General features: G+C 64.0%; 22 protein-coding genes. 13 read left to right on the top strand and 9 right to left on the bottom strand.

The window, feature by feature from the left end; genetic code table 11:
- Window positions 1-77: 77 nt before the first annotated feature.
- The 4 genes from JQ616_RS25345 to JQ616_RS25330 all read left to right on the top strand — a co-directional run bounded on the left by JQ616_RS25345 (window position 78) and on the right by JQ616_RS25330 (window position 4,198).
- Entirely contained in the window at window positions 78-887 is an 810-nt protein-coding gene (locus tag JQ616_RS25345; RefSeq protein ID WP_212019251.1) for an ABC transporter ATP-binding protein, read from the top strand.
- On the top strand, window positions 880-1,704 hold the full coding sequence (locus tag JQ616_RS25340) for an ABC transporter permease (protein ID WP_212019249.1): 825 nt from the start codon (window positions 880-882) through the stop codon (window positions 1,702-1,704). The genes JQ616_RS25345 and JQ616_RS25340 overlap by 8 nt, the downstream gene beginning before the upstream one ends.
- A 127-nt stretch (window positions 1,705-1,831) precedes the next feature.
- Complete coding sequence (locus JQ616_RS25335; protein WP_212019247.1) at window positions 1,832-3,160, top strand: polyhydroxyalkanoate depolymerase; 1,329 nt, start codon at window positions 1,832-1,834, stop codon at window positions 3,158-3,160.
- 198 nt (window positions 3,161-3,358) lie between these two features.
- Window positions 3,359-4,198 carry a M48 family metallopeptidase gene (locus tag JQ616_RS25330; RefSeq protein ID WP_212019245.1) on the top strand — a complete coding sequence of 280 codons (840 nt, stop codon included), beginning with the start codon at window positions 3,359-3,361 and terminating at the stop codon, window positions 4,196-4,198.
- A 180-nt stretch (window positions 4,199-4,378) separates the two neighbouring features.
- Here JQ616_RS25330 and JQ616_RS25325 read toward each other — a convergent pair whose 3' ends face one another.
- On the bottom strand, window positions 4,379-6,631 hold the full coding sequence (locus JQ616_RS25325) for a transglycosylase domain-containing protein (RefSeq protein ID WP_212019243.1): 2,253 nt from the start codon (window positions 6,629-6,631) through the stop codon (window positions 4,379-4,381).
- Window positions 6,632-6,767: 136 nt separating this feature from the next.
- On the opposite strand from JQ616_RS25325, the gene JQ616_RS25320 reads away from it, so the two are divergent.
- Complete coding sequence (locus JQ616_RS25320; RefSeq protein WP_212019241.1) at window positions 6,768-7,193, top strand: DUF1330 domain-containing protein; 426 nt, start codon at window positions 6,768-6,770, stop codon at window positions 7,191-7,193.
- Window positions 7,194-7,361: 168 nt separating this feature from the next.
- Here the strand turns inward: JQ616_RS25320 and JQ616_RS25315 are convergent, their stop codons facing one another.
- The 3 genes from JQ616_RS25315 to JQ616_RS25305 all read right to left on the bottom strand — a co-directional run bounded on the left by JQ616_RS25315 (window position 7,362) and on the right by JQ616_RS25305 (window position 10,748).
- Entirely contained in the window at window positions 7,362-8,588 is a 1,227-nt protein-coding gene (locus JQ616_RS25315; RefSeq protein ID WP_212019239.1) for an ABC transporter substrate-binding protein, read from the bottom strand.
- A gap of 373 nt (window positions 8,589-8,961) precedes the next feature.
- The gene (locus tag JQ616_RS25310) at window positions 8,962-10,182 is read right to left on the bottom strand and encodes an ABC transporter substrate-binding protein (protein WP_212019237.1); all 1,221 of its coding nucleotides are present in this window, start codon (window positions 10,180-10,182) and stop codon (window positions 8,962-8,964) included.
- A gap of 203 nt (window positions 10,183-10,385) precedes the next feature.
- On the bottom strand, window positions 10,386-10,748 hold the full coding sequence (locus JQ616_RS25305) for a DUF1304 domain-containing protein (protein ID WP_212019235.1): 363 nt from the start codon (window positions 10,746-10,748) through the stop codon (window positions 10,386-10,388).
- Window positions 10,749-10,858: 110 nt separating this feature from the next.
- Here JQ616_RS25305 and JQ616_RS25300 point away from each other — a divergent pair, with 110 nt between their 5' ends.
- Complete coding sequence (locus tag JQ616_RS25300; RefSeq protein ID WP_212019234.1) at window positions 10,859-11,383, top strand: methylated-DNA--[protein]-cysteine S-methyltransferase; 525 nt, start codon at window positions 10,859-10,861, stop codon at window positions 11,381-11,383.
- A 342-nt stretch (window positions 11,384-11,725) separates the two neighbouring features.
- Here the strand turns inward: JQ616_RS25300 and JQ616_RS25295 are convergent, their stop codons facing one another.
- The 4 genes from JQ616_RS25295 to JQ616_RS25280 form a co-directional block, all read right to left on the bottom strand.
- Entirely contained in the window at window positions 11,726-11,902 is a 177-nt protein-coding gene (locus JQ616_RS25295; protein WP_212019232.1) for a hypothetical protein, read from the bottom strand.
- Between the two features lie 168 nt (window positions 11,903-12,070).
- Complete coding sequence (locus JQ616_RS25290; protein WP_249137270.1) at window positions 12,071-12,460, bottom strand: response regulator transcription factor; 390 nt, start codon at window positions 12,458-12,460, stop codon at window positions 12,071-12,073.
- A 90-nt stretch (window positions 12,461-12,550) separates the two neighbouring features.
- On the bottom strand, window positions 12,551-13,219 hold the full coding sequence (locus tag JQ616_RS25285; protein ID WP_212019230.1) for a response regulator transcription factor: 669 nt from the start codon (window positions 13,217-13,219) through the stop codon (window positions 12,551-12,553).
- Window positions 13,213-14,907 carry a PAS domain-containing sensor histidine kinase gene (locus JQ616_RS25280; RefSeq protein WP_249137269.1) on the bottom strand — a complete coding sequence of 565 codons (1,695 nt, stop codon included), beginning with the start codon at window positions 14,905-14,907 and terminating at the stop codon, window positions 13,213-13,215. The genes JQ616_RS25285 and JQ616_RS25280 overlap by 7 nt, the downstream gene beginning before the upstream one ends.
- Before the next feature lie 425 nt (window positions 14,908-15,332).
- On the opposite strand from JQ616_RS25280, the gene JQ616_RS25275 reads away from it, so the two are divergent.
- The 3 genes from JQ616_RS25275 (at window position 15,333) to JQ616_RS25265 (ending at window position 19,255) form a co-directional block, all read left to right on the top strand.
- Window positions 15,333-15,590 carry a hypothetical protein gene (locus JQ616_RS25275; RefSeq protein WP_212019228.1) on the top strand — a complete coding sequence of 86 codons (258 nt, stop codon included), beginning with the start codon at window positions 15,333-15,335 and terminating at the stop codon, window positions 15,588-15,590.
- Window positions 15,591-15,953: 363 nt separating this feature from the next.
- Window positions 15,954-17,312: an HlyD family secretion protein gene (locus JQ616_RS25270; protein ID WP_249137268.1), complete on the top strand. Its 1,359-nt coding sequence runs from the start codon at window positions 15,954-15,956 to the stop codon at window positions 17,310-17,312.
- Window positions 17,309-19,255 carry a glycosyltransferase gene (locus JQ616_RS25265; protein WP_212019226.1) on the top strand — a complete coding sequence of 649 codons (1,947 nt, stop codon included), beginning with the start codon at window positions 17,309-17,311 and terminating at the stop codon, window positions 19,253-19,255. Before JQ616_RS25270 ends, JQ616_RS25265 begins: the two co-directional genes overlap by 4 nt.
- Window positions 19,256-19,319: 64 nt before the next feature.
- Here JQ616_RS25265 and JQ616_RS25260 read toward each other — a convergent pair whose 3' ends face one another.
- Complete coding sequence (locus JQ616_RS25260; protein ID WP_212019224.1) at window positions 19,320-22,112, bottom strand: [protein-PII] uridylyltransferase; 2,793 nt, start codon at window positions 22,110-22,112, stop codon at window positions 19,320-19,322.
- 198 nt (window positions 22,113-22,310) lie between these two features.
- Between JQ616_RS25260 and JQ616_RS25255 the strand changes: the two genes are divergently transcribed.
- The 4 genes from JQ616_RS25255 (at window position 22,311) to JQ616_RS25240 (ending at window position 25,677) form a co-directional block, all read left to right on the top strand.
- Entirely contained in the window at window positions 22,311-23,285 is a 975-nt protein-coding gene (locus tag JQ616_RS25255) for an aliphatic sulfonate ABC transporter substrate-binding protein (protein WP_212019222.1), read from the top strand.
- A 202-nt stretch (window positions 23,286-23,487) separates the two neighbouring features.
- Window positions 23,488-24,324 (top strand): ABC transporter permease, encoded by an 837-nt coding sequence (locus tag JQ616_RS25250; protein ID WP_212020149.1) that lies wholly within the window; start codon window positions 23,488-23,490, stop codon window positions 24,322-24,324.
- On the top strand, window positions 24,324-25,109 hold the full coding sequence (locus tag JQ616_RS25245) for an ABC transporter ATP-binding protein (RefSeq protein WP_212019220.1): 786 nt from the start codon (window positions 24,324-24,326) through the stop codon (window positions 25,107-25,109). The genes JQ616_RS25250 and JQ616_RS25245 overlap by 1 nt, the downstream gene beginning before the upstream one ends.
- Window positions 25,110-25,167: 58 nt before the next feature.
- Window positions 25,168-25,677 (top strand): OsmC family protein, encoded by a 510-nt coding sequence (locus tag JQ616_RS25240; RefSeq protein WP_212019218.1) that lies wholly within the window; start codon window positions 25,168-25,170, stop codon window positions 25,675-25,677.
- Window positions 25,678-25,717 lie beyond the last annotated feature (40 nt).

Here is a 25,717-nt window from a genome sequence, read left to right as displayed (position 1 = left end):
CGCACAAATTCGCGACTTAGCGCAAGGACGCGGCCGAAGCCTTGCGCTTATTGTCGCAATGGCTCAATGACGGCCATATGCAACAGAGCGGGACAGGTCCGGCGCAAGCGCCTAACCGAGCGCCCGCGGCCGATCAGGACGGATCGGCCGCGATCGACGTCGCGCACCTGGTCAAAGTCTACAAGACCACCCGCGCGGTCGACGATATCTCCTTCCGCATCGCGCGCGGCAGCATCACCGGCCTGCTCGGCGGCAATGGCGCCGGCAAGACCACGACGATTGCAATGATCATGGGGCTGGTGCTGCCGACCTCGGGCAGCGTCGCGGTGCTGGGCGCCAAAATCCCCGAGCAGCGCTACGACGTGCTCGGCCGGATGAATTTCGAGAGCCCCTATGTCGACATGCCGATGCGGCTCACCGTGCGGCAGAACCTGACGATTTTCGGCCGGCTCTATGCCGTGAAGCATCTCCGCGAGCGGATCGATCAGCTCGCCGCCGATCTCGATCTCACCGAATTCCTCGACCGCTCCAATGGCAAGCTCTCCGCCGGGCAGAAGACCCGCGTCGCACTGGCCAAGGCGCTGATCAACGAGCCGGACCTGCTGCTGCTCGACGAGCCGACCGCATCGCTCGATCCTGACACCGCGGACTGGGTGCGCGAGCATCTCGAGACCTATCGCAAGACCCATAACGCGACCATCTTGCTGGCGTCGCACAACATGCTGGAGGTCGAGCGGCTCTGCGACCGCGTCATCATCATGAAGCGCGGCAAGATCGAGGATGACGACAGCCCGGAGCGGATCATGGCGCGCTACAACCGCGACACGCTGGAGGAGGTGTTCCTCGACGTGGCCCGCGGACGGGTGCGGGAGGGCGCGCATGAGTGAGATCGTCAGCCATCAGCCGCGCGGCATTTCCCTGCATCGCATCAATGCGATGGTGCTGCGCTATTGGTATCTCTTGATGTCATCATGGCCGCGGCTGCTGGAGCTGATCTACTGGCCCGCCTTGCAGATCATCACCTGGGGCTTCCTTCAGAACTACATCTCGCAGACGTCCGGCTTCTTCGCCAAGGCGGGCGGCACGCTGATCGGCGCGGTGATCCTGTGGGACATCCTGTTTCGCGGCCAGCTCGGCTTCTCGATCTCGTTCCTCGAAGAGATGTGGGCGCGCAATCTCGGCAACCTGATGATGAGCCCGCTGAAGCCGATCGAATTCCTGCTCTCGCTGATGATCATGAGCCTGATCCGGCTCGCCATCGGCGTGATCCCGATGACGCTGCTGGCGCTGTTCTTTTTCGGCTTCAATTTCTACGCCATCGGGCTGCCGCTGATCGCGTTCTTCTGCAATCTGATCTTCACCAGCTGGTCGGTCGGCGTGTTTGCCTCGGGTCTCGTGCTGCGCAACGGGCTGGGGGCGGAAAGCATCGTCTGGACGCTGATGTTCGCGGTGATGCCGCTCGCCTGCATCTACTATCCGGTCGAGGTGCTGCCGGACTGGCTGCAATATGTTGCCTGGACGCTGCCACCGACCTATGTGTTCGAAGGCATGCGGTCGCTGCTGATCGATCACGTCTTCCGCGCCGACCTGATGGCTTGGGCGCTCGCCATCAACGCCATCCTGTTCGCTGCCTCTTTTGCGGTCTTCCTTGCCCTTTTGCAGAGCGCGAAGCGGCATGGGTCGCTGCTGTCAGGTGGTGAATAAATGTCACTTTCCCGTGGATTCTCGGTGTTTTAGCCCGATATCGACCCCACATTGGGCTCGCGGCGCATTGACGCATTGTTGCGCAGCGGTCAGAATATTGCGGCGCAAACAGGGGTCTGAAAATACTATGCCCATCGGTGAATTTGGCGGTGCCCCGCCACTAGCGGCGGAAGGCGGTCCGGCATTCACGACGCCGTTGTACTGGATGTACGAAATGGCGCAGGCGTCGCTCAATCCGGCACGCGCCGTGACCGACGCCACCAAGATCCTGTTTCAGAACCCGCTCAATCCGTGGACGCACACCGAGTTCGGCAAATCGATCGCCGCCGGCTGCGAGTTGTTCGAGCGCACCACGCGCCGCTACGGCAAGCCGGATTGGAACCTGCCGACCACTGAGGTCAATGGCATCCGCACCGCGGTCGAGGTTCGCACGGTCTGGGAAAAGCCGTTCTGCCGCCTGTTGCATTTCGATCGCAAGCTGACGCGCCCGTTGCGCTCGCCGCAGCCGCGGGTGCTGATCGTGGCGCCGATGTCCGGCCACTATGCGACGCTGCTGCGCGGCACGGTCGAGGCGTTCCTGCCGACGCATGAGGTCTACATCACCGACTGGGCCGATGCGCGCATGGTGCCGCTCGCGGCCGGCCGATTCGATCTCGACGACTACGTCGACTACGTCATCGAGATGCTGCACGCGCTCGGCGGCAACATGCACATCATCGCGGTGTGCCAGCCTTCGGTGCCTGTCGTTGCAGCGGTTTCCGTGATGGAAGCCAACAACGACCCGTTCGTGCCGCTGTCGATGACGCTGATGGGCGGCCCGATCGACACCCGCCGCAATCCAACCGCGGTCAACAACCTCGCGGAAGAGCGCGGCATCGAGTGGTTCCGCAACAACGTCATCACCAAGGTGCCGTTCCCGCATCCCGGCGTGATGCGCGACGTCTACCCGGGCTTCCTGCAGCTCAATGGCTTCATCAGCATGAATCTGGATCGGCACATGGACGCGCACAAGGCGCTGTTCGCCAATCTGGTGAAGGGTGACGGCGATCTCGTCGACAAGCACCGCGAATTCTATGACGAATATCTCGCGGTGATGGATCTCACCGCCGAGTATTACCTGCAGACCGTCGACCTCGTGTTCGTCAAGCACGCGCTGCCGAAGGGCGAGATGACCCATCGCGGCAAGCCGGTCGATCCGTCGAAGATCCGCCGGGTCGCGCTGATGACGGTGGAAGGCGAGAAGGACGATATCTCCGGTCTCGGTCAGACCGAGGCGACGCACGCGCTCTGCACCTCGATTCCGAACCATCGCCGCGTGCACTATGTGCAGAAGGGCGTCGGGCACTACGGCGTGTTCAACGGCTCGCGTTTCCGCTCCGAAATCGTGCCGCGGATCTCCGATTTCATGGTTTCGGCGGCCAATACGCGGCTTTCTCTGGTCGCCGCGGCCGAATAGGTATCGCCCCGGCCGCGTTTTTCGCGGTCGCGCAAGCTGTTGATTTAACTAAAAGATTCTCAAATCAGGTCAGGCTCAAGGGGTGAATTAGATTTCATTTCATGGGCTTTTTTAGGCATTCAGATTCATCAGAAAAAATCCGGTTCCGACCCCAGCCGGTAGAGGTCAGTTAACGGCCGACCCCTGTATATTGGGCAAATGATTTGTTTTTGCGCCGAGCGCTTTCCCTGGCGGCGGATATGGCAAAGTTCGGGCGAACTCCTGCTCCCCGGACTTTCAGACATGGCTACTCGCGCGCTCCTCTATCGGCGGCCTGCCGAACCCGCGACCGTATTGGTCAGACACGGCTCCCAGTTTTTCACCGTCAGGTTGCGCCGGCACAGGCGTGCGCGCCGCTATACGCTTCGGATCCATCCGACCGATCGTGAAGCGATCCTGACGATGCCGCCGCGCGGCACGATCGTCGAAGCCAAGGAGTTCGCCAACGTTCATGGCGGCTGGATCGCCGCCCGTCTTGGCCGATTGCCGAAGGCGGCGCCGTTCCAGCCCGGCACTGTGGTGCCGTTGCGCGGCGTGCCGCATCGGCTGGTGCATCGCTCGGGCGAGCGCGGCACGGTGTGGACCGAGACGCGGGACAGCGGCGAGAAGGTCCTCTGCGTCGCCGGCGGTGTCGAGCACATGGACCGCCGGGTGCATGACTTCCTCAAGCGCGAGGCGCGCAAGGACTTGCAGAAGGCGGCGGCCCTGCATGCCGCGGAACTCGGCGTGCGGGTGCGGCGGATCTCGATTCGCGATCAGTCCAGCCGTTGGGGCTCATGCACCTCGGCCGGCTCGCTGTCGTTCTCGTGGCGGCTGATCCTGGCGCCGCCCTTCGTGCTCGATTATCTCGCCGCGCATGAGGTCGCGCATCTCGTCGAGATGAACCACTCGGCGCGGTTCTGGCGGGTGGTCGACAAGGTCTGCGCGTCGGTCACGCGCGCCAAGAACTGGCTCGACACCCACGGCAACGACCTGCACCGTTACGGGATCCAGGAATAGGCGAGGTTCTCGCCGCTCTGCCCATCCCACGCACTGTTTCCATCAGCTCCGCTGTCATCGCCCGCGAAAGCGGGCGATCCAGTATTCCAGAGACGTTCGTGTTCAACCGATGAGCCGCGGCGTACTGGATCCCCGGCATGCGCGGGGATGACAGTTAGATTCGCGGTGCGACCTTAACGCCTAGCGAAACAACCGATCCGCCAGCCAGCCATCCAGTCCCGCCGCCGCTTCCGGCCGCGCGTTCGGGTTGGGTGGCGCGGAGGCGCGGGTCGGCGTCGGCGGTGGTTGGCGATAATAACCGCCGGGTGGGACCTGCGCCGGCGGCGGTGCCTGCATCGGGGGTTGAATCTGCATCGGCGCTGCCGGCGCGGAAGGCGCGGTGACCTGCGACGAGATCTGCATCAGGTTCGCCGGTCCCCAACTGCCTTGCGAGTTCGGGATCGCGGCGACCGGCACGCCCTGATGCGCTGATTTCATGAAACGGGTCCACACCTCCACCGGCAGGCCGCCGCCGGTCGCCTTCTTGGTCGGCGAATTGTCGTCATTGCCGAGCCAGACGCCGGTGACGAGCTTGGCGGTGTAGCCGATGAACCAGGCGTCGCGATAATCCTGGCTGGTGCCGGTCTTGCCGGCGGCGGTCCACCCCGGGATCTCCGCCTTGCGCGCGGTGCCTGAGATCAGCGTCTCGCGCATCATGGCGTTCATCATCGCGTCATAGCGCGGCTCGATCACCTGGTTGGGCGGATCGATCGGGCGGTCGTAGAGCAGCTTGCCCGTGCTGGTCTTGATCCTGGTCACCACATGCGGCGACACCGCGTAGCCGCCATTGGCGAACGGCGCGTAGGCGCCGACCATTTCGAGTACGGACACTTCCGAGGTGCCGAGCGCGATCGAGACGTTTGGCTCCAGCTTGGAGGAGATGCCGAGCCGGTGCGCGGTGCGCACGACGTTCTTGGCGCCGACCTCGACGCCGAGCCGCACCGCGACAGTGTTGAGCGACATCGCCAGCGCCTGGGTCAGCGTCACCGAGCCGAAATATTCGTGGGTGTAGTTCTCCGGCTTCCAGCCCTTGATGTCGAGCGGCGCATCGGTGCGGATGGTGTCCGGCGTCAGCCCGGCCTCGACCGCTGTGAGATAGACGAACGGCTTGAACGACGAGCCCGGCTGCCGCTTTGCAGTGACCGCGCGGTTGTACTGGCTCTCGGAGTAGTTCCTTCCGCCGACCATGGCGCGCACCGCGCCGTCGGGCGTCATCGCCACCAGCGCACCCTGGCTGACGTTGAACTTCACGCTCTTGGCGGCGAGCTCGTCGATCACGGCGGCTTCCGCGACGCTCTGCAGCTTCGGATCGATCGTGGTCTGCACGATGATGTCCTGGTCGATCTGGCCGACCAGGTCGTCGAGCACCTCGCCGATCCAGTCGGCGACATAGTTCACGGTGCCGGCGCCGGCCGGCTTCACCGCGATCGAGGGCTGACCGATCGAGGCTTTTGCTTGGGCCTCGGTGATGAATTTGGCGTCGGCCATCGCCGCGAGCACGACCTGAGCGCGCTGCTCGGCACCCTCGGGATTGCGGTTCGGCGCCAGCCGCGACGGCGACTTGACGAGCCCTGCGAGCATTGCGGCTTCCGGCAGCGTGACGTTCTTCGCCGACTTACCGAAATAGCGCTGCGCGGCAGCCTCGACGCCATAGGCGCCAGACCCAAAATAGACGCGGTTGAGGTAGAGCTCGAGGATCTCGTCCTTGGAATGCTTGCGCTCCAGCCACAGCGCGAGCTCGGCCTCCTGCAGCTTGCGCTGCATGGTGCGTTCCTGAGTCAGGAACAGGTTCTTGGCGAGCTGCTGGGTCAAGGTCGAGCCGCCCTGCGAGACGCCGCGATGCAGCAGGTTGGTGACCGCTGCGCGTAAAATGCCGACCGGGTCGACGCCGAAATGCGAATAGAAGCGGCGGTCTTCAATGGCGATGAATGCCTTCGGCAGATAGGGCGGCAGGTCCTTCAACGCGATGTTGGCGCCGGCCATCTCGCCGCGCTGTGCCAGCACTGAGCCGTCGATGCCGACGATCTGGATCGTCGGTGGGCGCTTTGGAATCTCCAGCGACTGGATCGGCGGCAGATGCGCGCCGACCCACACCACGACACCGATCACCGCGATGCCGGCCCACAGGCCGAGCACCGCGGTCCAATAAAACAGCCGGCCGATGCCGAAGCCGCGTGACTTGCTGCGCCGCTTGCTGCCGCTGCGCGACGGGCGCGGTCTCTCGCTACCGGAACCGCTGCTCTTGTCGGCGCTTTTCGTTTTCGATTTGGCGGGCTTGTCGTCATCGCCGCCGGGAATGCGGTCGGAAGGCGATAGTCGGAGGTCGGCAAGCGCGGCCGGAAGCCCGAACAGCGGCTCCTTGCGTCCACCGCCTTTTTTACGTCCCCACGCCATCCGCACGCTCACACCCTTACGGGCCGCACGCTAGCGTTCCCGGTTTAAGGGGCGGTTACGCAAAGCTTAACGGGGGATTAGGAGGTGGGGCAGCGCGTTGCTATATCACGCTGGAACAAGAAGCAGGGAGCACCGCATGGGCCATATCGATCCGACGAAGGACGTGTTTGCGCAATTCCGGGACAACAACCGGCCGGGCCCGATCCACATGCTCAATCTGGTGCGCTTGCGCGAATGGGCCGCTTATCCCGACGGCCGCAAGGCAACCGGTGCGGAGGCTTACGCCGCGTATGGCCGCGACAGCGGTCCGGTGTTCGAGCGCCTCGGTGGCCGCATCGTCTGGCAGGGCCGCTTCGAACTGATGCTGATCGGCCCGCAGGAGGAGCGCTGGGATCATTGCTTCATCGCCGAATATCCCAGCGTCGCCGCCTTCGTCGAGATGATCCGCGACCCCGTCTATCGCGAGGCGGTGAAGCACCGCCAGGCCGGCGTCGAGGATTCGCGGCTGATCCGGCATGCGGTGTTGCCGGTCGGGAAGAATTTCGGCGAGATTCCGGGGTGACGATGTCGGCCGTCAGCCGATGTCGTCATGCGCGGGCTTGACCCGCGCATCCATCACAGAAGAACTCTTCTCAATTGATGGATTGCCGGGTCAAGCCCGGCAATGACAAGCCAAAAACAAATCGGCGGCCCGGAGGCCGCCGATTGCATTTTCAACTCTGCCGAACCACTAGCCCGCCGGGCCGGAATCCTCGAGGATCGGGCCGAACAGCTCCCAGCGCTCGCCGTTGAACTTCATCATCTGCAGCTGCTTGTTGACGCGATAGTCGTTCGGCGTGGTGTTGCCCTTGATGCCGGGCAGCGCCATGTCGAGGTCGACGTTCTTCAGATTGGTGGCCTGCTTCAGCACGTTCTCGCGGGTCAGCTCGTCGCCGCACTGCTTCAGCACATGCACCATCAGCTGCGCGGTCGAGTAGCCATAGGTGTTGAAGTTCGAGTTCTTGTCGCCGTCCGGATAGTACTTGGCCATGAAGTCGAAATAGCGCTTCATGCCCGGATCGTCCTTCCACTGCGGATCGGCCGGATCCTTGCCGTAATTGGTCGAGATCAGGCCCTTGGAGGCCTCCAGGCCCGCCGGCTGCAACACCGCGCCGACCGAGGTCGCATTGATGTCGACGATGTGGACCGGATGCCAGCCGAGCTCGGCGATCTTCTTGATCGCCTGCGCGGCCTGCTTCGGCGTCGAGGCTGAGAAGAACAGATCGGCGCCGGCATCCTTGATCTTGATCACCTGGGAATCGATGGTCGGGTCGGAGACCTCATAGGAGGCTTCGGCCACGATCATCTTGGCGGCCTTGTCGCCGAGACCGGCCTTGATGCCGTTCAGGTAGTCCTTGCCGAGGTCGTCGTTCTGATAGAGCACGCCGATCTTGGCGTTCGGGTGCTCTTTCAGGATGTACTGGCCGTAGATGCGGCCCTCGACGAAGTAGTTCGGGTTGAAGCCGAGCGTCCAGGGGAAGTTCTTCGGGTCGGTGAACTTCGAGGCGCCGGTGGCGGCGAACAGCTGCGGCACCTTCTTGGCGTTGAGATATTTCTGCACCGCGGCGTTCGACGGCGTGCCGACGATCTGGAAGGTCAGGAGCACCTCGTCGCTCTCGACGAGCTTGCGCACCTGCTCGACGGCCTTGGGCGGCGAGTAGGCGTCGTCATACTGGATCAGATTGATCTTGCGGCCGTTGATGCCGCCCTGATCGTTGATCATCTTGAAATAGGCCGCCTGGGTCTTGCCGATCGAGGCATAGGCGGAGGCCGGTCCGGAGAAGGGGACGGTCTGGCCGATCTTGATTTCGGTATCGCTCGCGCCGGGATCGTATTTCTTCTGCGCGGAGGCCGACGTTGCAGACAGCGCGATTGCGAGCGCCGTTCCCGTGACCAGGTGGAAAATCCCATTCCTCATAATGCTGTTTCCCTCACGTGACTGATGTTGGCCGATGATCTTGTCCGCGGGTTCAAGGCCCGCGGTCGCCATCGCTGGGCCGGGATACTGGAGGAACGTTTGCTGCGACGCAAGACGACCGGTGCCGAAAAGGTGAGCGATTTCAGTCAACCAAAGTAGGGGGCACCGCAAAAACAAACCGGCGCCAGCGGGGAAGCGCTGCGCCGGTTGGTCTTGTTCTTCTCTTCACCTCTCCCGCTTGCGGGGGAGGTCGGATTGCATCGTAGATGCAATCCGGGTGTGGGCTCTCTCCACTAAGTGACCTGTGGATAGACCCCCACCCCAACCCTCCCCCGCAAGCGGGAGAGGGGGTGTAGCGTCGTCGTGGCGTGACCTAACCCGCCGGGCCGGTGTCCTCGATGATCGGGCCGAACAGCTCCCAGCGCTCGCCGTTGAACTTCATCATCTGCATCTGCTTGTTGATGCGGTAGTCGTTCGGTCCAGTTGTGATCGACATGCCCGGCAGCGCCAGCGACGGCACGAACTTCTTCAGGCTGGTCACTTGCTTCATCAGGTTCTCGCGGGTGAGGTCGTCGCCGCACTGCTTGAGCACCTGGATTAACAGCTCGGCGGTCGAGTAGCCGTAGGTGTTGACGGTGTTGAGCTTGTCGCCCTCCGGATAATACTTGTCCATGAAGGCGAAATAGGCCTTCACGCCGGGATCGTCCTTCCATTGCGGGTCGGCGGGGTCCTTGCCGTAATTGGTCGAGATGATGCCCTTGGAAATGTCGAGGCCGGCCGGCTTCAGCGTCGCCGACACCGGGCTCGCATTGATGTCGAGGATGTGCACCGGGTGCCAGTCGAGGTCCGCGATCTTGCGGATCGCCTGTGCCGCGAATTTCGGCGTCGAGGCGTCATAGACGAGGTCGACGCCGGCGGCCTTCAGCTTGACGATCTGGGAATCGACGGTCGGGTCGGTCAGCTCATAGGAGACCTCGGCGACGATCATGCTGGCGGCCTTGTCGCCAAGCCCGCTCTTCAGACCGGTGATGTAGTCGCGGCCGAGATCGTCGTTCTGGTAGAAGATGCCGATCTTGGCGTTCGGGTGATTGGCCAGGATGTATTTGGCGTAGATGCGTCCCTCGGACTGGTAATTCGGATTGAACGCGATCGTCCACGGCGCATTCTGCGGATCGGAGAAGCGCGAGGCGCCGGTGGAGGCGAGCAGCTGCGGGACCTTCTTGGCATTCAGGTATTTCTGCACGGCGGCATTTGACGGCGTGCCGATGATCTGGAACGTGAACAGCACCTCGTCGCCCTCGACGAGCTTGCGCACCTGCTCCACCGCTTTCGGCGGTGAATAGGCGTCGTCATACTGGATCAGGTTCAGCTTGCGGCCGTTGATGCCGCCCTGATCGTTGATCATCTTGAGGTAGGCCGCCTGGGTCTTGCCGATTCCGGCATAGGCGGATGCGGGGCCGGAGAACGGCACGGTCTGGCCGATCTTGATCTCGGTGTCGGTCGCGCCGATGTCGTATTTCTTCTGCGCGGTGGCCGATGTAACCGACAACGCGATGGCAAGCGCTGTCGCAGCGAGCAATTGCACGCTCCTCATGTCCGTGACCTCCCTGTTGCCGGTGATCTTGTCCGCAAGCTCAGGCCGGCGGATGTCACCGTTGTCAGGGATGATGGAGGAAGGGCCGGGGCATTGCAAGACGATGCGCCTGCGCGCGATGTCGCGTTTGAGCATGATCCGGAAAAGTGCGAAGCGGCTTTCCGAGCGGATCATGCTCGAGCAAACAAGAGCGCGTCCGCGCTTTAGGCCAGCCAGAGCAGGATCAGCGCCAGCGCTGCGGGAGCCGCCTGCACATAAAGGATGCGGCGGCTGACGGTGGCCGCGCCATAGGCACCGGCGACGATCACGCAGAGCAGGAAGAATGTCTTGATCTGGAACGCGAAGGCTGGATTGCCGTGCATGAGGCCCCAGATCAGTCCGGCGGCGAGGAAGCCGTTGTAGAGCCCCTGATTGGCGGCGAGCACCGCGGAATCAGTTGCCTTCTCGATCGTGTTGCGGAAGGTCTTCAGCCCGAGCGGCTTGGTCCACAGGAACATCTCGAGCACAAGGAAATAGATGTGCAGCGCGGCCACCACCGCGACCAGAAAATTAGCAAGCCAAAGCATTGTTCGGTGCCCCCAGAGCTCTCACCGGAATTCGGGTGGACGCTAGCATACGGGCGGTGAATTGTATGCTCAGCGACCTGCTCGCAGAGCGATGACTTCCAGAGACAACAATGGCCGACCATAAGACTGCACAGATCTTCAACCTCGACCGCCTCAAGACGCCGATCGGCACGGCACTATTGGTGACTGACGACGACGGTGTGCTGCGCGCGCTCGACTGGGACGACTACGAAGGGCGCATGCTCGAGCTGCTGCGGCTGCACCATGGCGCCGTGACGCTGCGCGACGGCCGCGCGCCGGCTGCGATGCGCAAGGCGCTCGGCGACTACTTCAAGGGCGATCTCGATCGCCTGACCGACGTGGCGTGGCGCGTCGCCGGCACGCCGTTTCAGCAGAAGGTCTGGCACGCGCTGCCGACAATTCAGCCTGGCACCACCATGAGCTACGGCGCGCTGGCGGCAAAATTGAAAGCGCCGAATGCGATGCGCGCGGTCGGCCACGCCAACGGCTCCAACCCGATCAGCGTCGTCGTGCCCTGCCATCGCCTGATCGGCGCCAACGGCTCGCTGGTCAAATATGGCGGCGGGCTGGAACGCAAGCGCTGGCTGCTGCGTCACGAGGGCGTGGAGGTCTAGCGGCCCGCAATCAATCGAGGTCTTCGCGGGGCATGTTGCGCAGATCACGCACGATGTAGAGGAAGACAATCAGCGAAGGCACCCACGCGAGGATCGCGCCTACCAGCATCGCATCGACCGTCGTCATCGGATCTTCCTCGCGCGTTGTAGGTCAGACCAGTTTTCCCGATCGGCCGTCGCCGGTTCTGGCGAAGGGATAGAGCCACTTCCAATAGGCCTTGTTGCGCTCCAGCTGCCGCTTGTAGATTTCGCGACACTTCGTCGAGCAAAACTGCTCGAAGTGCCAGCTATGTCGGATCAGTCCGAAGGGACGCTTGCATCCCGGATTCCCACAACAGCCTGTCATGATACGGCCTCCGCCTCCGCCTCCGCATTCGCCCGCCAAAGCCAGCGAATGAAGTTCTCCTGACCTTTGTAGAGACAGAGCCGTCCGCAGTAGCGCTCACCCGCCGGATTTCGCAGGCAGATGATCTTGGGCTCTTCGCTGTCACACTGGGCGCAGCGCGGTTCCGCACGCATGGCGACCTCCCTCCCGAGGAATTGCCATTTGCCAATCAAAATGTCTGATGCTGTCCATGCCGCCGATCTTCCCGATGGGCGGCGGCGCGAAATCTCGCGCCAAGATCGTCCATCCGCAACTTGTCCAGATGTTTCGCGGCATTATCCCTGCGTATACGCGACCCGAACTCATTCGCTCGGCGCTGTGCCCTGCCGCGCGAGCGCGGTATCGAGGCATCTGATCAGGGTATCGCCGTCGAAGGGCTTGATCAGGAAGCAGATTGCGCCCGCCTCCATGGCCCGGGCCCGGTCGGCTTCAACGGAGAACGCCGTGATAAAAATGAACGGAAAGCGCCGTCCACCGGCAATCAGATGGGCTTGCAGGTCGAGCCCGCTCATCGCCGGCATCCTGACATCCGTGATCACGCAGGATGTGTCGCCGAGGTGCGGCGAGTGCAGGAATTCCTCGGCCGACGCGTAGGTCTCGACCGCATAGCCCAGCGATCTGACGAGATTGTCGGTCGCGGTGCGGACCGACAGGTCATCGTCGATGATTGATATCACTGGCGGATTGGACAAAAGGGTCTTCCTGGGGACGGGCGGAGGGCCTGCAACCTGTGCGATGATACGCGGCACAGTGCGTCGCCAATCGGGGCCGGAGAATCATACTTAGGTTTGCGCGCCGCCGGATGCCGGCCCGATCCCGAGGGTCTGTGCCATCCTGACCAGATCAGGCAACGATTTCGCCGCCATTTTCCGCATGATGTGCCCACGGTGGATCTTGACCGTGATCTCGGCCACGCCGATTTCGGCGGCGACCTGCTTGTTCATGAGCCCTGCGGTGACGAGGCTCATGATTTGACGCTCACGAGGGGTCAGGGCCGCGAAGGCCGCGCGCAAACGGGCAAGAACCCTGGCGTCATCGCGTCGGCTTTTGTCGCGCTTGATCGCCGTCGTGACGGCATCCAGCATGTCCTGATCGCGGAATGGCTTGGTCAGGAAATCGATGGCCCCGGCCTTCATGGCCCTGACCGTCATCGGGATATCGCCATGGCCGGTCATGAAGATGATCGGAATATGAATATCGGCCTTGGCCAGCTCGGCCTGAAAGTCGAGCCCACTCAGCCGGGGCAGCCTGATGTCCAGGATCAGGCAGCTCGGGACATCCGGGAGCTTGTGTTGCAGAAATTCATGGGCCGATCCGAACACGGCGGTCCGCAGGCCGACCGACCGGAAAAGATTGTTCAGTGCGTCCCGCACCGACGCGTCGTCGTCGACGACGAACACGATCGGATCCTCCGCGTTTGTGAGAGGCGATGCCGCGCGTCCGGTCACCATGCGTGATCCTCTTGACGCAGTGGCAGGGTAAACTGGAATGTCGCGCCGTGGTTGCTATTTCCGGTCACCGACAGGCGGCCCCGGTGGGCTTCGACGATCGAGCGGCAGATCGACAATCCCATTCCCATGCCGCTGGCCTTGGTGGTGTAGAAGGCGTCGAACAGGCGCTCCGCATTCTCCGGCGTGATCCCGACGCCACGATCGGTGACGGTAACCACGATCTGTCCGGCATCGTCATGGCGCGTCCGGATGACGAGTTGCCGCGGCTGGTCCGTGACCGGCTGCATCGCCTCGATGCCATTCATGACCAGGTTGAGGATGACTTGCTGCAACTGGATGCGGTCAGCGACGATGGGCGGGAGCGCGGGAGCGAGGTCCAGCTGCAAGGACACGAGGTGGCTCTGCAGTTCATGTTGCACCAGGCCGATCACCTCGTTGATGGCCTCATTGATGTCGAGCGGCGCCTTTTGATCGGCGGTCTTGTTCACCAGCGCGCGGACGCGCTGGATGACTTCGCCCGCCCGGTTGCCGTCGCTGATGATCGACCTGACCGCGCCGCGCGCTTCATTCAGGTCGGGGACCGCCCGGTCGAGCCACCGCAGGCATGCGGCGGCGTTGGCGACCACGGCGGCAAGCGGCTGGTTCACCTCATGGGCGATCGATGCCGCGAGCTCGCCGAGCGCGGTCACGCGCGTGACATGCGCGAGGTTGGTCTGCGCTTCGTGCAGCTCGGCCTCGGCTCGCTTGCGGGCGGTCACGTCGGTCACGGCGCCGACAAACTCGGTATCGCCCGAGAGGTTGGTCACCGCATGCGCCCTGGCGTGCACATATTTGATCGTCCCATCGGGCATCAGCAGTCGGTAGCCATGCTCGAAGTCGTTGCCGTCGAGCGAGGCGCGGTTGATGGTCTGTTGCACGCGGTCGCGATCATCCGGATGGACGCGTTGCAGGACCGTGGCATGCTTGATCGAAGGAACCCGGTCGAATTCGAAGATCCTGAACGTCTCCTCCGACCAGATGATCTCGCCGCTGGCGACGTGCCAGCCGAAGCTGCCGGTGTGGCTCAATCGCTGGGCTTCGGTCAGATACATCTCGCTTTGCTGCAGCGCATTCTCGGCCTGCTTGCGCTCGGTAATGTCCTCGCATGCGATCAGGACGATCAGCTGACCGTCGAGCCGCCGCACGGCCTTGGCGTTCTCACGTACCCAAAGCCGCGAACCGTCCTTGCGGACCTTGCGGATTTCCCAATTCAGGGTCTGGCCGATATGGTCGAGGCACGCAGCGACGTTGCGCTGGACCATATGCAGGTCTGCGGCGGCAAACACCCGCAGCACGGATTGTCCGAGCAACTCGTCGACGGTGTAGCCGAGTTGCGCCGCGCCGAAGGTGTTGACCGACAGCACGAGGCCCGTGGCGTCGACCATGAAGTACATGACCGGGTTGTGCTCGAACACCTCCTTCCATTGCGCTTCGCTGTTGCGCAGCGCCTCCATCGCGCGCTGCTCGCCGCTGGCCCGACCGTGCAACATGGCTTCCATTTGCCTGTGGGTGCGGCCCGCCACGCGCATCACCAGTAGCGCCGCGGCAAGCGAGGCGACGAGCAGGGCCAACGCGATCAGATGGGCGGAAGCTTCGGGCTGCGGCGCAAGCAACAGCCCCATGCAGGTTGCGGCCAAGGCCAGCACCATGCCGCCGAGCAGCCATTGCTCGGCCGACCAGGACTTCATGGTCGGGATGCGCTTCATCGGCAGCACCAGTACATAGTACTTGGGCCGCGCTGCGTCGCTAGGTGACCGCTATCATCAGCGGCGACAACGTCGCCCTCCTAACGGGCTGTATCTTAGCAGCTTTCTCAACGCCCGGATCGGATCACACCGACCTTTTTGGCGATCCGCCGGCGTGGCGCGAAATCGCGCGGAAGGTGAAATCGCCGGATACGCCCAGGCCAAGGTTGCGGATAAACCTAAGTATGTCGTCCCCATCCGAATGTAACGGCCGGACCAACCTCCGTTCAATGGCCCGTTTCCTCCCGGTGACTACGCTTATTGGGTAACTCGATGACGGTAGAGGTCTCCGGGCTTCGGCAATCGCCAATCAGAGACGGGAGATTGAAATGCCCAACAGGCGCCTGCATTTGATCCTCTGCTCCGAAGATGCCGGGCACGAGGCAAAGCGCGAGAGGCTCGACCGCAGCTTCCAGCCGACCGTGATTAATGGTGGCAAGCAAGCGGCGAGCGCGCCGGCCGACAATTCCTGGATCGACCTGCTCGACGTCTTCGATCTGGGCGTCGTGATCTGTCAGGCGAGCTATCTGGCCCTGCTGGGCGCGAGCCTGGCAGCGCTGCAGGCGCAAGCAGATCCAGGATCGTAGGCACGCCAGGAGTTAGCCCCGGCAGGCTGCCGGACCGGAGCGATGGCTGCTCACGCCAGGGTCGCGCAAGACGGGTCCGACAACAGCCTTCCGAGAGAGCCCGGAATCCAGTCCCCTCTAGCCCTGATGGATTCCGGGCTCAGTTTTTTCTCCCGCGTCCCGAATGACGGCGGAACAGGTCGACGGCCTTGCTCCAGCATCAGGCTCCCGACCCGTGCAGAATTGCAGAAATTTTTCCGAAAGATGGCTGGTTCACTTTAGCCGGTTTTGAAGCACCTGAATATTGGATCGGTCCGGCAACGGCATCGCTCCTCAGAGCTGTGCGTTGGTACGCGCAACTCCGCAGATCAGGGGCCGGTCATCATGAATCAGGCGCAGCAGCACAAGCCGTTTCCCGACGACAATGTTTCCGTCACCAAGGACGAGGCCGATGGCGCGCGCGGATTGCAGCGCGACTTGCAGGATCGCCTGCAGCCGGCGCATGACGAGCCGGTCAGCGAGAGCGTTCCCCAGCCGGAAGCGCCCGCGGGCTCGGGGCGGATGGTCCGCCGCCTGTTCAAGGTCGGGATTGGCCTTGCGATCGTCGCGATCTTCGGATGGCTGCCGCTGAAAGCCGTGCTGCAGACCTCGAGCGTCGAGGCCGTGGTCAATGCCAGGATTGTGACCTTGCGCTCGCCGATCGACGGCACCGTGAGCGCGAAGCCGCAGCAAAGCTCGACGCAGCTCAGCGTGGTCCATGAGGGCGACGCGATCCTTCATGTCGTCAACGCGCGCGGCGATCGCGTGCGGCTCGACGATCTCCGGCGGCAGATGTCCCGCTTCGAGAATGAGCGGCCGAGCCTGGCCGCCAAGCTCGCGGCCGCCGAGACGGCGCAACAGGATCTCGCCCGCCAGGCCGGCCAGTTCCGCGACGGCCGCATCCTCCAGCTCCAGGCCCGCATCGCCGAAATCCAGACCGCGATCGAGGCCGCGGCCGCGCGGCGCGAAGAGGCGACGGCGGCGGTCGAACGCGCCTCCTCGCTGATCAAATCGGGCAGCGTCTCGACCGTCGAAATGGCCCGGCTGACGCGCGAGCAGTCGATCGCACAGCAGACCGAGATCGGCGCACAGCGGCGGCTCGACGCCGCCAAGGTCGAGCTCACGGCCGCGCAGAACGGGACCTATCTCGGCGACAGCTACAATGACCGGCCGAGTTCCGTGCAACGCGAAGAGGAAATGCGCCAGCGCGTCAGCGATCTGCGCGCCGACCTGACGCATTCCGATGCGGAGATCGATTGGCTCACCCACGAGATTGCCTCGGAGCAGCTGCATTACATCAACCGGGCCGAAGCCGACATCAAGGCACCGGTCGCCGGACGGATCTGGGAGATGATGACGTCACCCGGCGAGGACGTCAGGGCCGGGCAGCCCTTGCTCAAGCTGCTGGATTGCAGCGGCGCGGTGGTCACCGCCAACGTCACCGAAGGCGTCTACAACCGCCTCAAGCTCGGCGAGCAGGCGAGCTTCGAGCCGAACGACGGCAGCGCCGCGATCAAGGGCGAGATCGTCAACCTCACCGGCGCGTCGGGCGCGCCGGCGAACCTTGCGATCAATCCGGATGCGCTGAACAAGGAGCCGTACCGGGTGACGGTCTCGATGCCGGAGATCGATACCACGGGCAAGGAATGCGCGGTCGGCCGCACCGGCCGGGTGGTGTTCAACACGGACGCGGCAAAGCCATGATGGCGGCATTCGCGCCCGGGCTGGTGGCCTTCGGTGCCTGTCTTGCGCTCCTGCCCCTGCTCAACCGCGAGCAGACGCTGGCCCGCGTCATGATGACCGGCATGTCGTTCGTTCTGCTGCTGCACTATTTCGTCTGGCGCGTGACGGAGACCCTGCCGCCGCCGGGTTTCACCGCGGACGCCGTGGTCGGCTATCCCTTCGTGGTGGCCGAGGCCGCCTCGATGATCGCGGTGTGCCTGTCGCTCTTGTTCCTCAGCCGCACCATCGACCGTTCGCCCGAGGTCAACGCCATCCTGCGTCGATCCAAGGCGGGCACGGATGCGCCGCTCGTCGACGTCTTCATCTGCACCTACAATGAGGAGAAGGCGATCCTGGAGCGCACCATCATCGGCGCGACCGGGCTGAACTATCCCAACTATCGCGTCTGGGTGCTCGATGACGGCCGCAGGCTGTGGCTGCGCAGGCTCGCCCAGGAACTCGGCTGCAACTATCTGACCCGCCCGGACAACAGTCACGCCAAGGCCGGCAACATCAATCATGCGCTCCGGCATGTATCCGGGTTGGCCGAGCGGCCGGACTTCGTCTCGATCCTCGATGCGGATTTCGTCCCGATGCCGGATTTCCTGACCCGGGCGATGAGCCTGATGCAGGACGGCACTGTCGGCGTCGTGCAGACGCCGCAGCACTTCATCAATCCGGATCCGATCCAGACCAATCTCGCCGCGACCGATGTGTGGCCCGACGAGCAGCGCTTCTTCTTCGACATACTGATGCCGGCCAAGGATGCCTGGGGCACCGCGTTCTGTTGCGGCACCTCATCGCTGATCCGTTACGCCGGCCTGATGCAGATCGGCGGCTTCCCGACCGACTCGGTGACGGAGGATTACCTCGTCACGTTGCGGCTGAAGGAAAAGGGCCTGCGCACGGTCTATCTCAACGAGCGCCTGACGCTCGGCCTCGCGCCGGAAGGATTGAAGGAATACATCACCCAGCGCGGGCGCTGGTGCCTCGGCTTCATGCAGATCGTCCGCGGTCGCAGCGGGCCGTTCTCACGCCAGTCGAAGCTCGAATTCATGGACCGTCTGTCGCTGGTCGATGCCTTCATGAGCTGGGCGGCGGTCTACGGCACCAAGATCCTCGGCCTCGTCGTGCCCTGGCTTTATCTGCTGTTCGGGATCAAGGCGGTCCATGCCGACCTTTTCGAGCTGCTGAAATACTTCATGCCGTTCTATGTCTGGCACGCCTTCACGATGGCCTGGATCTCGCGCGGCCGCTCGCTCGCGATCATGACCGACGTCTCGCAATACATTGCCGCACCCGCGGTCCTGAAGGCAGTCGTCACCGGGCTCGCCAAGCCGCAGGGCCATAAGTTCAAGGTGACGGCCAAGGGCGGCGATCGCAACCGCCGCTTCATCGAATGGCCGTTGCTGCGGATCTATGGCGGAGCCTTGCTGATCACGCTGGTCGCGATCGCTTACGCTTTCATCGTGCATCTGCGCGGCGAGAACATCGCCTATGGCGGACTGGCGCTGGCCTGGAGCCTGTACAATTGCGTGGTGCTCGCGATCGTCTGCTTCATCTGCATCGAGCAGCCGCGGCGCAGGAAGGCCGAGCGTTTCGAGCGCGACGAGCCGATCCTGATTCAGGAAGGCACGGAGTCGCGGCTGGTGCGGATGGCCGACATCTCGATCTCGGGCGCGCGCTTCATCGATCCGGCCCCGCCGGCCATCGGCGTCTCGATCAAGTGCAACGTCTACGGGCAGAACGTCACCGCACTGGTGGTCCGCCGCACCCGCGACGGTTTCGGCGTCCGTTTCGAGGACGCGGTCGCGACGCGGGTCAATGTCGTGCGCGCATTCTATGCCGGCGAGTATGTCCGCGCCTTCCGCAGCGTCCGCGCCGCGCCGGTCGGCAAGGCGCTGCTGATGCGGTTGTTTGGCTGACTCTCGCCGTCATTCCGAGGCTCGCGCTACGCGCGCCCCGGAATGACGTGGAAAGAGCCCGGCCTTAGGCCGCCGGCTTCGCCGCCTGGTCCTCGCTCGACAACAGATGCAGCAGTGCGCTCTTGATCGCGGCCTGCCGGGTCGGTGCGGTGATCTGGGCGCCGAGCAGGTCGGTGACGTAGAACACGTCGCGGGCGCGTTCGCCGAAGGTCGCGACATGGGCCGAGGCGATGTTGAGGTTGAGCTTCGAGATCGCGGTGGTCAGCTGGTAGAGCAGGCCGGGCCGGTCGAGGCCGGAGACCTCGATCACGGTGTAGCGATCGGACCACTGGTTGTTGATGATGACCTCGGGCTCGACGATGAACGGCCGCACCTTGCTGCGCACGGCGCGCTTGGCCACCGCCTCGGGCAGCCTGAGCTTGCCCTCCAGCACCTGCTCGATCATCTCGCCGATTCGGGTGGCGCGGCGGCCCTCATCCTCGTCGCGGTCGTATTCGCGCGAGATCGAGATCGTGTCGAGCGCGCGGCCGTCGGTCGTGGTGTAGATCTGCGCATCGACGATGTTGGCGCCGGCCGAGGCACAGGCGCCCGCGATGATCGACAGCAGCCAGGGATGGTCGGTCGCCAGAATTGTGAGTTCGGTGACGGCGCGGATCTCGTCGAAGCCGACATTGATCGCAAGCTTGTGGCCGGCCTGCTCGCTGGCGCGGATGAAGCGCGCCTGGCGGATCTTGCGCGGCAGCTCGACCTTGAGCCAGTAGGCCGGATAATGCCGGCCAATATAAGCGTTGAGCTCGGTCTCCGGCCATTCGGTGAAGGCGCGGCGGAACTCGGCCTGCGCCACCGCGATGCGCTGCGCGCGGTTGACTTCCGAGAAGCCGCCGGTCAGCACCGGCTCGGTCTCGTAATACAGCGTGCGCATCAGCTGCGCCTTCCAGCCGTTCCAGACGCCGGGGCCGACGCCGCGGATATCGGCGGTGGTCAGGATCGTCAGCAGCTTCATCTGCTCGACCGACTGCACCACGGCGGCGAAATTCTCGATGGTCTTGCGGTCCGACAGATCGCGCGATTGCGCCACCGTCGACATGGTCAGATGTTCCTCGATCAGCCAGGCCACCAGTTCGGTGTCGGCCGCGGAGAAGCCGAGTCGCGGGCACAGCCGCCGCGCCACCTTGGCGCCGGCGATCGAGTGATCCTCCGGCCGGCCCTTGGCGATGTCGTGCAGCAGCGTCGCGATATAGATCACCGGGCGGTGCTCGGGGCGGATCTTGCGGAATAGGTCGCTGGCGACCGTGAACTCCTCATTGCCGCCGCGCTCGATGTCCTGCAGGAAACCGATGCAGCGCAGCAGATGCTCGTCCACCGTATAGTGGTGGTACATGTTGAATTGCATCATCGAGACGATCTTGCCGAAGGCGCGGATGAAATGGCCGAGCACGCCGGTCTCGTTCATCCGCCGCAGTACGGTCTCCGCGTCGTTGGAGGTCAGGATCTCCATGAACAGGCGGTTGGCTTCGTCGTTCTCGCGCAGCTGGGTGTTGATCAGCTTCAGCGAACGCGTCACCGTGCGCATCGCGTCGGGATGGAAGGCGAGGTTGTTCTGCTGCGCGAGGCGGAAGATCCGGATCAGGTTGACCGGATCGTGCTTGAACACGTCAGGCGCGGCGAGGTTGATGCGGTTGTTGTCGACGATGAAGTCGTCGCTGCCGTTAACCCGCCGCCGCTTGGTGCCGGGCCGCAGCCGCGCCACCATCCGGCTCAGCACCGGCGCGGGCTTGTTGTGCTCTTCCTCGAGCTTGGCGCACAGGATCGCTGTGAGGTCGCCGACGTCTTTGGCGATCAGGAAGTAGTGCTTCATGAAGCGCTCGACGTCCTGCATGCCGGGATGCGAGGTGTAGCCGAGGCGGACGGCGATCTCGCGCTGCATGTCGAACGACAGCCGCTCCTCAGGCCTTCCGGCGAAGAAGTGCAGGTTGCAGCGCACCGACCACAGGAAGTCGGCGCAGCGGCGGAAGGTGCGGTACTCCTGCGCGTCGAACACGCCGCGTTCCAGGAGCTCGTCGGTCTCGCGGACGCGGTAGACGTATTTGGCGATCCAGAACAGCGTGTGCAGGTCGCGTAGGCCGCCCTTGCCGTCCTTGACATTGGGCTCGACCAGGTAACGCGACTGGCCGCCGCGGCGATGCCGCTCCTCGCGCTCGGCGAGTTTTGCAGTGACGAATTCCGGCGCGGTGCCCTGCACCACTTCCTTGTCGAAGCGCTCGACCAGCTCGTCATAGAGCGGCTGGTCGCCGGTCAGGAAGCGGGTCTCCAGGATCGCGGTGCGGATCGTCATGTCGCCGCGCGCCTGGCGGATCGATTCATCGACCGAGCGCGTGGCGTGGCCGACCTTCAACCCCATGTCCCACAGGCAATAGAGGATGGCTTCGGCGACCTGCTCGCCCCAGGCGGTCTGCTTGTAGGGCAGGATGAACAACAGATCGATGTCGGACTCCGGCGCCATCAGCCCGCGGCCATAGCCGCCGGTCGCAACCACGGCCATGCGCTCGGCGCCCGAGGGGATCGGCGAGTGGTAGAGATGTCGGGTCGCCGCCGCGTAGAGGATGCGGATGATCTCGTCCTGCACGAAGCAGAGCCGTTCGGCGCAGCGCCTTCCGTGACGGTCCTTCAGCAGCAGCGCCTGCGCCGTGGCGCGCGCCGCGATCAGCTCGGCCTTGAGCAGCTGTGCCATCGCGGCGCGGAACTGGTCCTCGCGGCCGGCATGCTGCTCGGCCAGTGCATTGACGGCCGCGGTGATCCGCGCGGTCTCGAAACGATCATCCGCTTCAGGGCGGGCTTCGGCTACGACACTGTCCATACGTTCATCCGATATCGGACGGAGCTGTTGCTGTCACTGACCAAAGTATAATGACAGCAGCTCCATGCTCTCGTGCTGGCGCTTCGAGCAAGTTCGTTCTCGCGCCGTCTCGTAAAGGGTAGAGATTTTCTCGTTGACCGCAAGGATAACTCATTGAAATAAAAGATTGTTTCTTAATCCGATCAAGGGGGTCGACGAATGCAGAAATTTTCCCGGCGCGGCTTCGCTGCGCTACTCGCGGTCGCGACCTTGTTGCCCGGTGCGGCGTTCGCCGCCGACGCGCTGAAGGAGATCCGGATCGACTGGGCGACCTACAATCCGGTGTCGCTGGTCCTGAAGCAGAAGGGGCTGCTGGAAAAGGAATTCGCCAAGGACGGCATCAACATCGTCTGGGTGCAGTCGGCCGGCTCCAACAAGGCGCTCGAATTCCTCAACGCCGGCTCGATCGATCTCGGCTCGACCGCGGGCTCGGCCGCCTTGGTTGCCCGGATCAACGGCAACCCGATCAAGTCGATCTATGTCTATTCGCGCCCGGAATGGACCGCGCTGGTCACATCAAAGGATTCCAAGATCGCCTCGGTCGCCGATCTCAAGGGCAAGCGCGTCGCGGTGACGCGGGGCACCGACCCGCACATCTTCCTGGTCCGTGCACTGCTCGGCGCCGGCCTCACCGAAAAGGACATCACGCCGGTGCTGTTGCAGCACGCCGACGGCAAGACCGCGTTGATCCGCGGCGACGTCGATGCCTGGGCCGGCCTCGACCCGATGATGGCGCAGGCCGAGGTCGAGGACGGCGCCAAGCTGTTCTACCGCAAGCCCGACGCCAACACCTGGGGCATCCTCAATGTGCGCGAAGAGTTTTTGAAGGCGCATCCGGACATCGTCCGCCGTGTGCTCGCAACCTATGAAGAGGCGCGGAAATATTCGCTGGCCAACTATGACGAGCTGAAGAAGACCTTCATTGCGGTGACGAAACTGCCCGACGCCGTGGTCGACAAGCAGCTCAAGGAGCGCACCGAGCTGACCCACAGCCGGATCGGTAGCCCCCAGCGGGAATCGATCCTCGCCGCGGGTCTCGCCCTGCAGCAGGCTGGCGTAATCGACGCCAAGACCGACGTGAAGGCGGCGGTGGATGCCCTGATCGACGACCAGGTCCCGCTGCCGACGAATTGATGGTTGTCGTCCCGGACAAGCGAACCGCGATCCGGGACCCATCACCACAGGGCTTTGTTGTTGAACAAGGCCGTGGCTCCAGTCTGCTCCATCACCACGCCCTGTGGTGATGGGTCCCGGCCTTCGCCGGGACGACGTGGGGATGGAGCCAGCGCGATCCCCGCCTTGCAATCCCCCGCGAAGAGTCGTTCTTGCTATGGCCATGACCGTTGATCTGCCCGCGCTGGAACAGACGGCCGCGCCGCGTGCCGCGTCGGCGCGGTGGTCGCGTTTTGCGCGGCCGGTGCTGGGGCTCGTGGTGCCGGTCGTGCTGGCACTCGGCTGGGAGCTTGCCGTTGCTCTCGGCTACTCAAATGGCCGGCTGGTGCCGCCGCCCTCAAAAGTGTTCGAGACCATCGTGGCGCTCGCCGGAAGCGGCGAGCTGTCGCGCCATATCCTGGCGACGCTGTGGCGGGTCGGTGCCGGCTTTGCGCTCGGCGTCGTCGCCGGCACCATCATGGGTGCGATCTCCGGCTACTGGAATTTCGCGCGGCGGCTGCTTGATCCGACCGTGCAGGCGCTCCGCGCGATCCCCTCGATCGCCTGGGTGCCGCTGTTCATCCTGTGGCTCGGCATCTTCGAGACCTCGAAGGTCGCGCTGATCGCGGTCGGGGTGTTCTTTCCGGTCTATCTCGGCGTGATGGGCGCGATCCTGTCGGTCGATCGCAAGGTGGTTGAGGTCGGCCGCGTGTTCCGCCTGTCCGGCTTTGCGATGATCCGCCGCATCCTGCTGCCCGCGGTGCTGCCGGCCTATGTGGTGTCGCTGAGGGTCGGGCTTGGCCTCGGCTGGATGTTCGTGGTCGCGGCCGAATTCATGGGCGCCTCCGAAGGGCTCGGCTATCTCCTGATCGACGGCCAGCAGCTAGGCAAGCCGGCGCAGATCCTCGCCGCGATCGTGATCTTCGCGATCCTCGGCAAGCTGACCGACTGGCTGATCGAAATCGCCGCCGCGCCGCTGCTGCGCTGGCAGGACGCGTTCAGCACGCGGGGAGCGACCTGATGCTGGCGCTGAAGGAAGTCGGCAAGACCTATCCGAACGGTGTCCATGCGCTGGAACGCTTCTCGGCCGAGATTGCGCCCGGCGAGATCATCGCCATCATCGGCGGTTCCGGTTGCGGCAAGTCGACGCTGTTGCGCGCCATCGCCGGGCTCGATCGCGCCACGACCGGCAGCGTGACGCTCGACAATGCCGTCATCACATCACCGCATGCCAAGATCGGCATCATCTTCCAGGAGCCGCGGCTGCTGCCCTGGCTCAGCGTCGCCGACAATATCGGCTTCGGCCTCGCCGATCTCCCGGCCGACGTCAGGCGCGAGCGGGTCGCATCCGCGCTGGCCCGCGTCGCTCTCGCCGACAAGGCGTCAGCCTGGCCGCGCGAGCTCTCCGGCGGGCAGGCGCAGCGGGTGGCGATTGCCCGCGCGCTGGTGCCGCAGCCCGAAGTGCTGCTGCTCGACGAACCGTTCTCGGCGCTTGATGCCTTCACGCGGCGCGATCTGCAGGATCATCTGCTCGATCTCTGGGCCGATACGCGGCCGACCTTGATCCTGGTCACCCATGACGTCGACGAGGCCGTGGTGCTGGCCGACCGCGTGCTGGTGATGCGGCCGCGGCCGGGCCGGCTGTTCGAGCAGATCACCATCAATCTGGCGCGGCCGCGCGACCGCAAATCGGAGCTGTTCGACACCTTCAAGCGCCGCGTATTGACCGCGCTCGACCGCTCGCTGGACCGTTCGGTGCGTGACGTCACGGACAAATCCAGCGCCGGCGAGGCGATGTGGTGGTGACATCGGCGCTCTAAGGCCTTACATCCGAAGGCTAAGAAGAACAGCCGGGAGCAGACCCATGGACTCCGCCGAACTCCGCGCAATGCAGGCTCCGATCAAGGAGCGCTACAAGACCGATCCCCAGGCCGCCGTAATCACGCTGAAGGCCAAGGGCACGATCGACAACGAAAGCCTGTCCTGCAAGGTCGAGACTGGCCGCGCGCTCGCGGTCGCCGGCCTGCATCCCGCCACCGGCGGCTCCGGGCTCGAGCTCTGCTCCGGCGATATGCTGCTGGAGGCGCTGGTCGCCTGCGCCGGCGTCACGCTGAAATCGGTCGCGACTGCCGTCGAGGTGCCGCTGAAGGTCGGCAATGTCTTCGCCGAAGGCGATCTCGATTTCCGCGGCACGCTCGGCGTCGACAAGGAGGCCCCGGTCGGTTTCCGTGAGATCCGTCTCCGCTTCGACGTCGGCACCGACGCGCCGCAGGACAAGCTCGATCTGTTGCTGAAGCTCACCGAGCGCTATTGCGTGGTCTATCAGACCATCAAGAACGGTCCGAAGGTGTCGGTGACGATGGTGAGGGTTTAAACAGGTTTAATCGGTGTCGTCCCGGCGAAAGCCGGGACCC

The sequence above is a fragment of the Bradyrhizobium tropiciagri genome (genome assembly GCF_018130545.1).
GTDB classification, from domain to species: domain Bacteria; phylum Pseudomonadota; class Alphaproteobacteria; order Rhizobiales; family Xanthobacteraceae; genus Bradyrhizobium; species Bradyrhizobium tropiciagri_A.
This window is presented reverse-complemented; position numbering and strand designations above follow the sequence as displayed.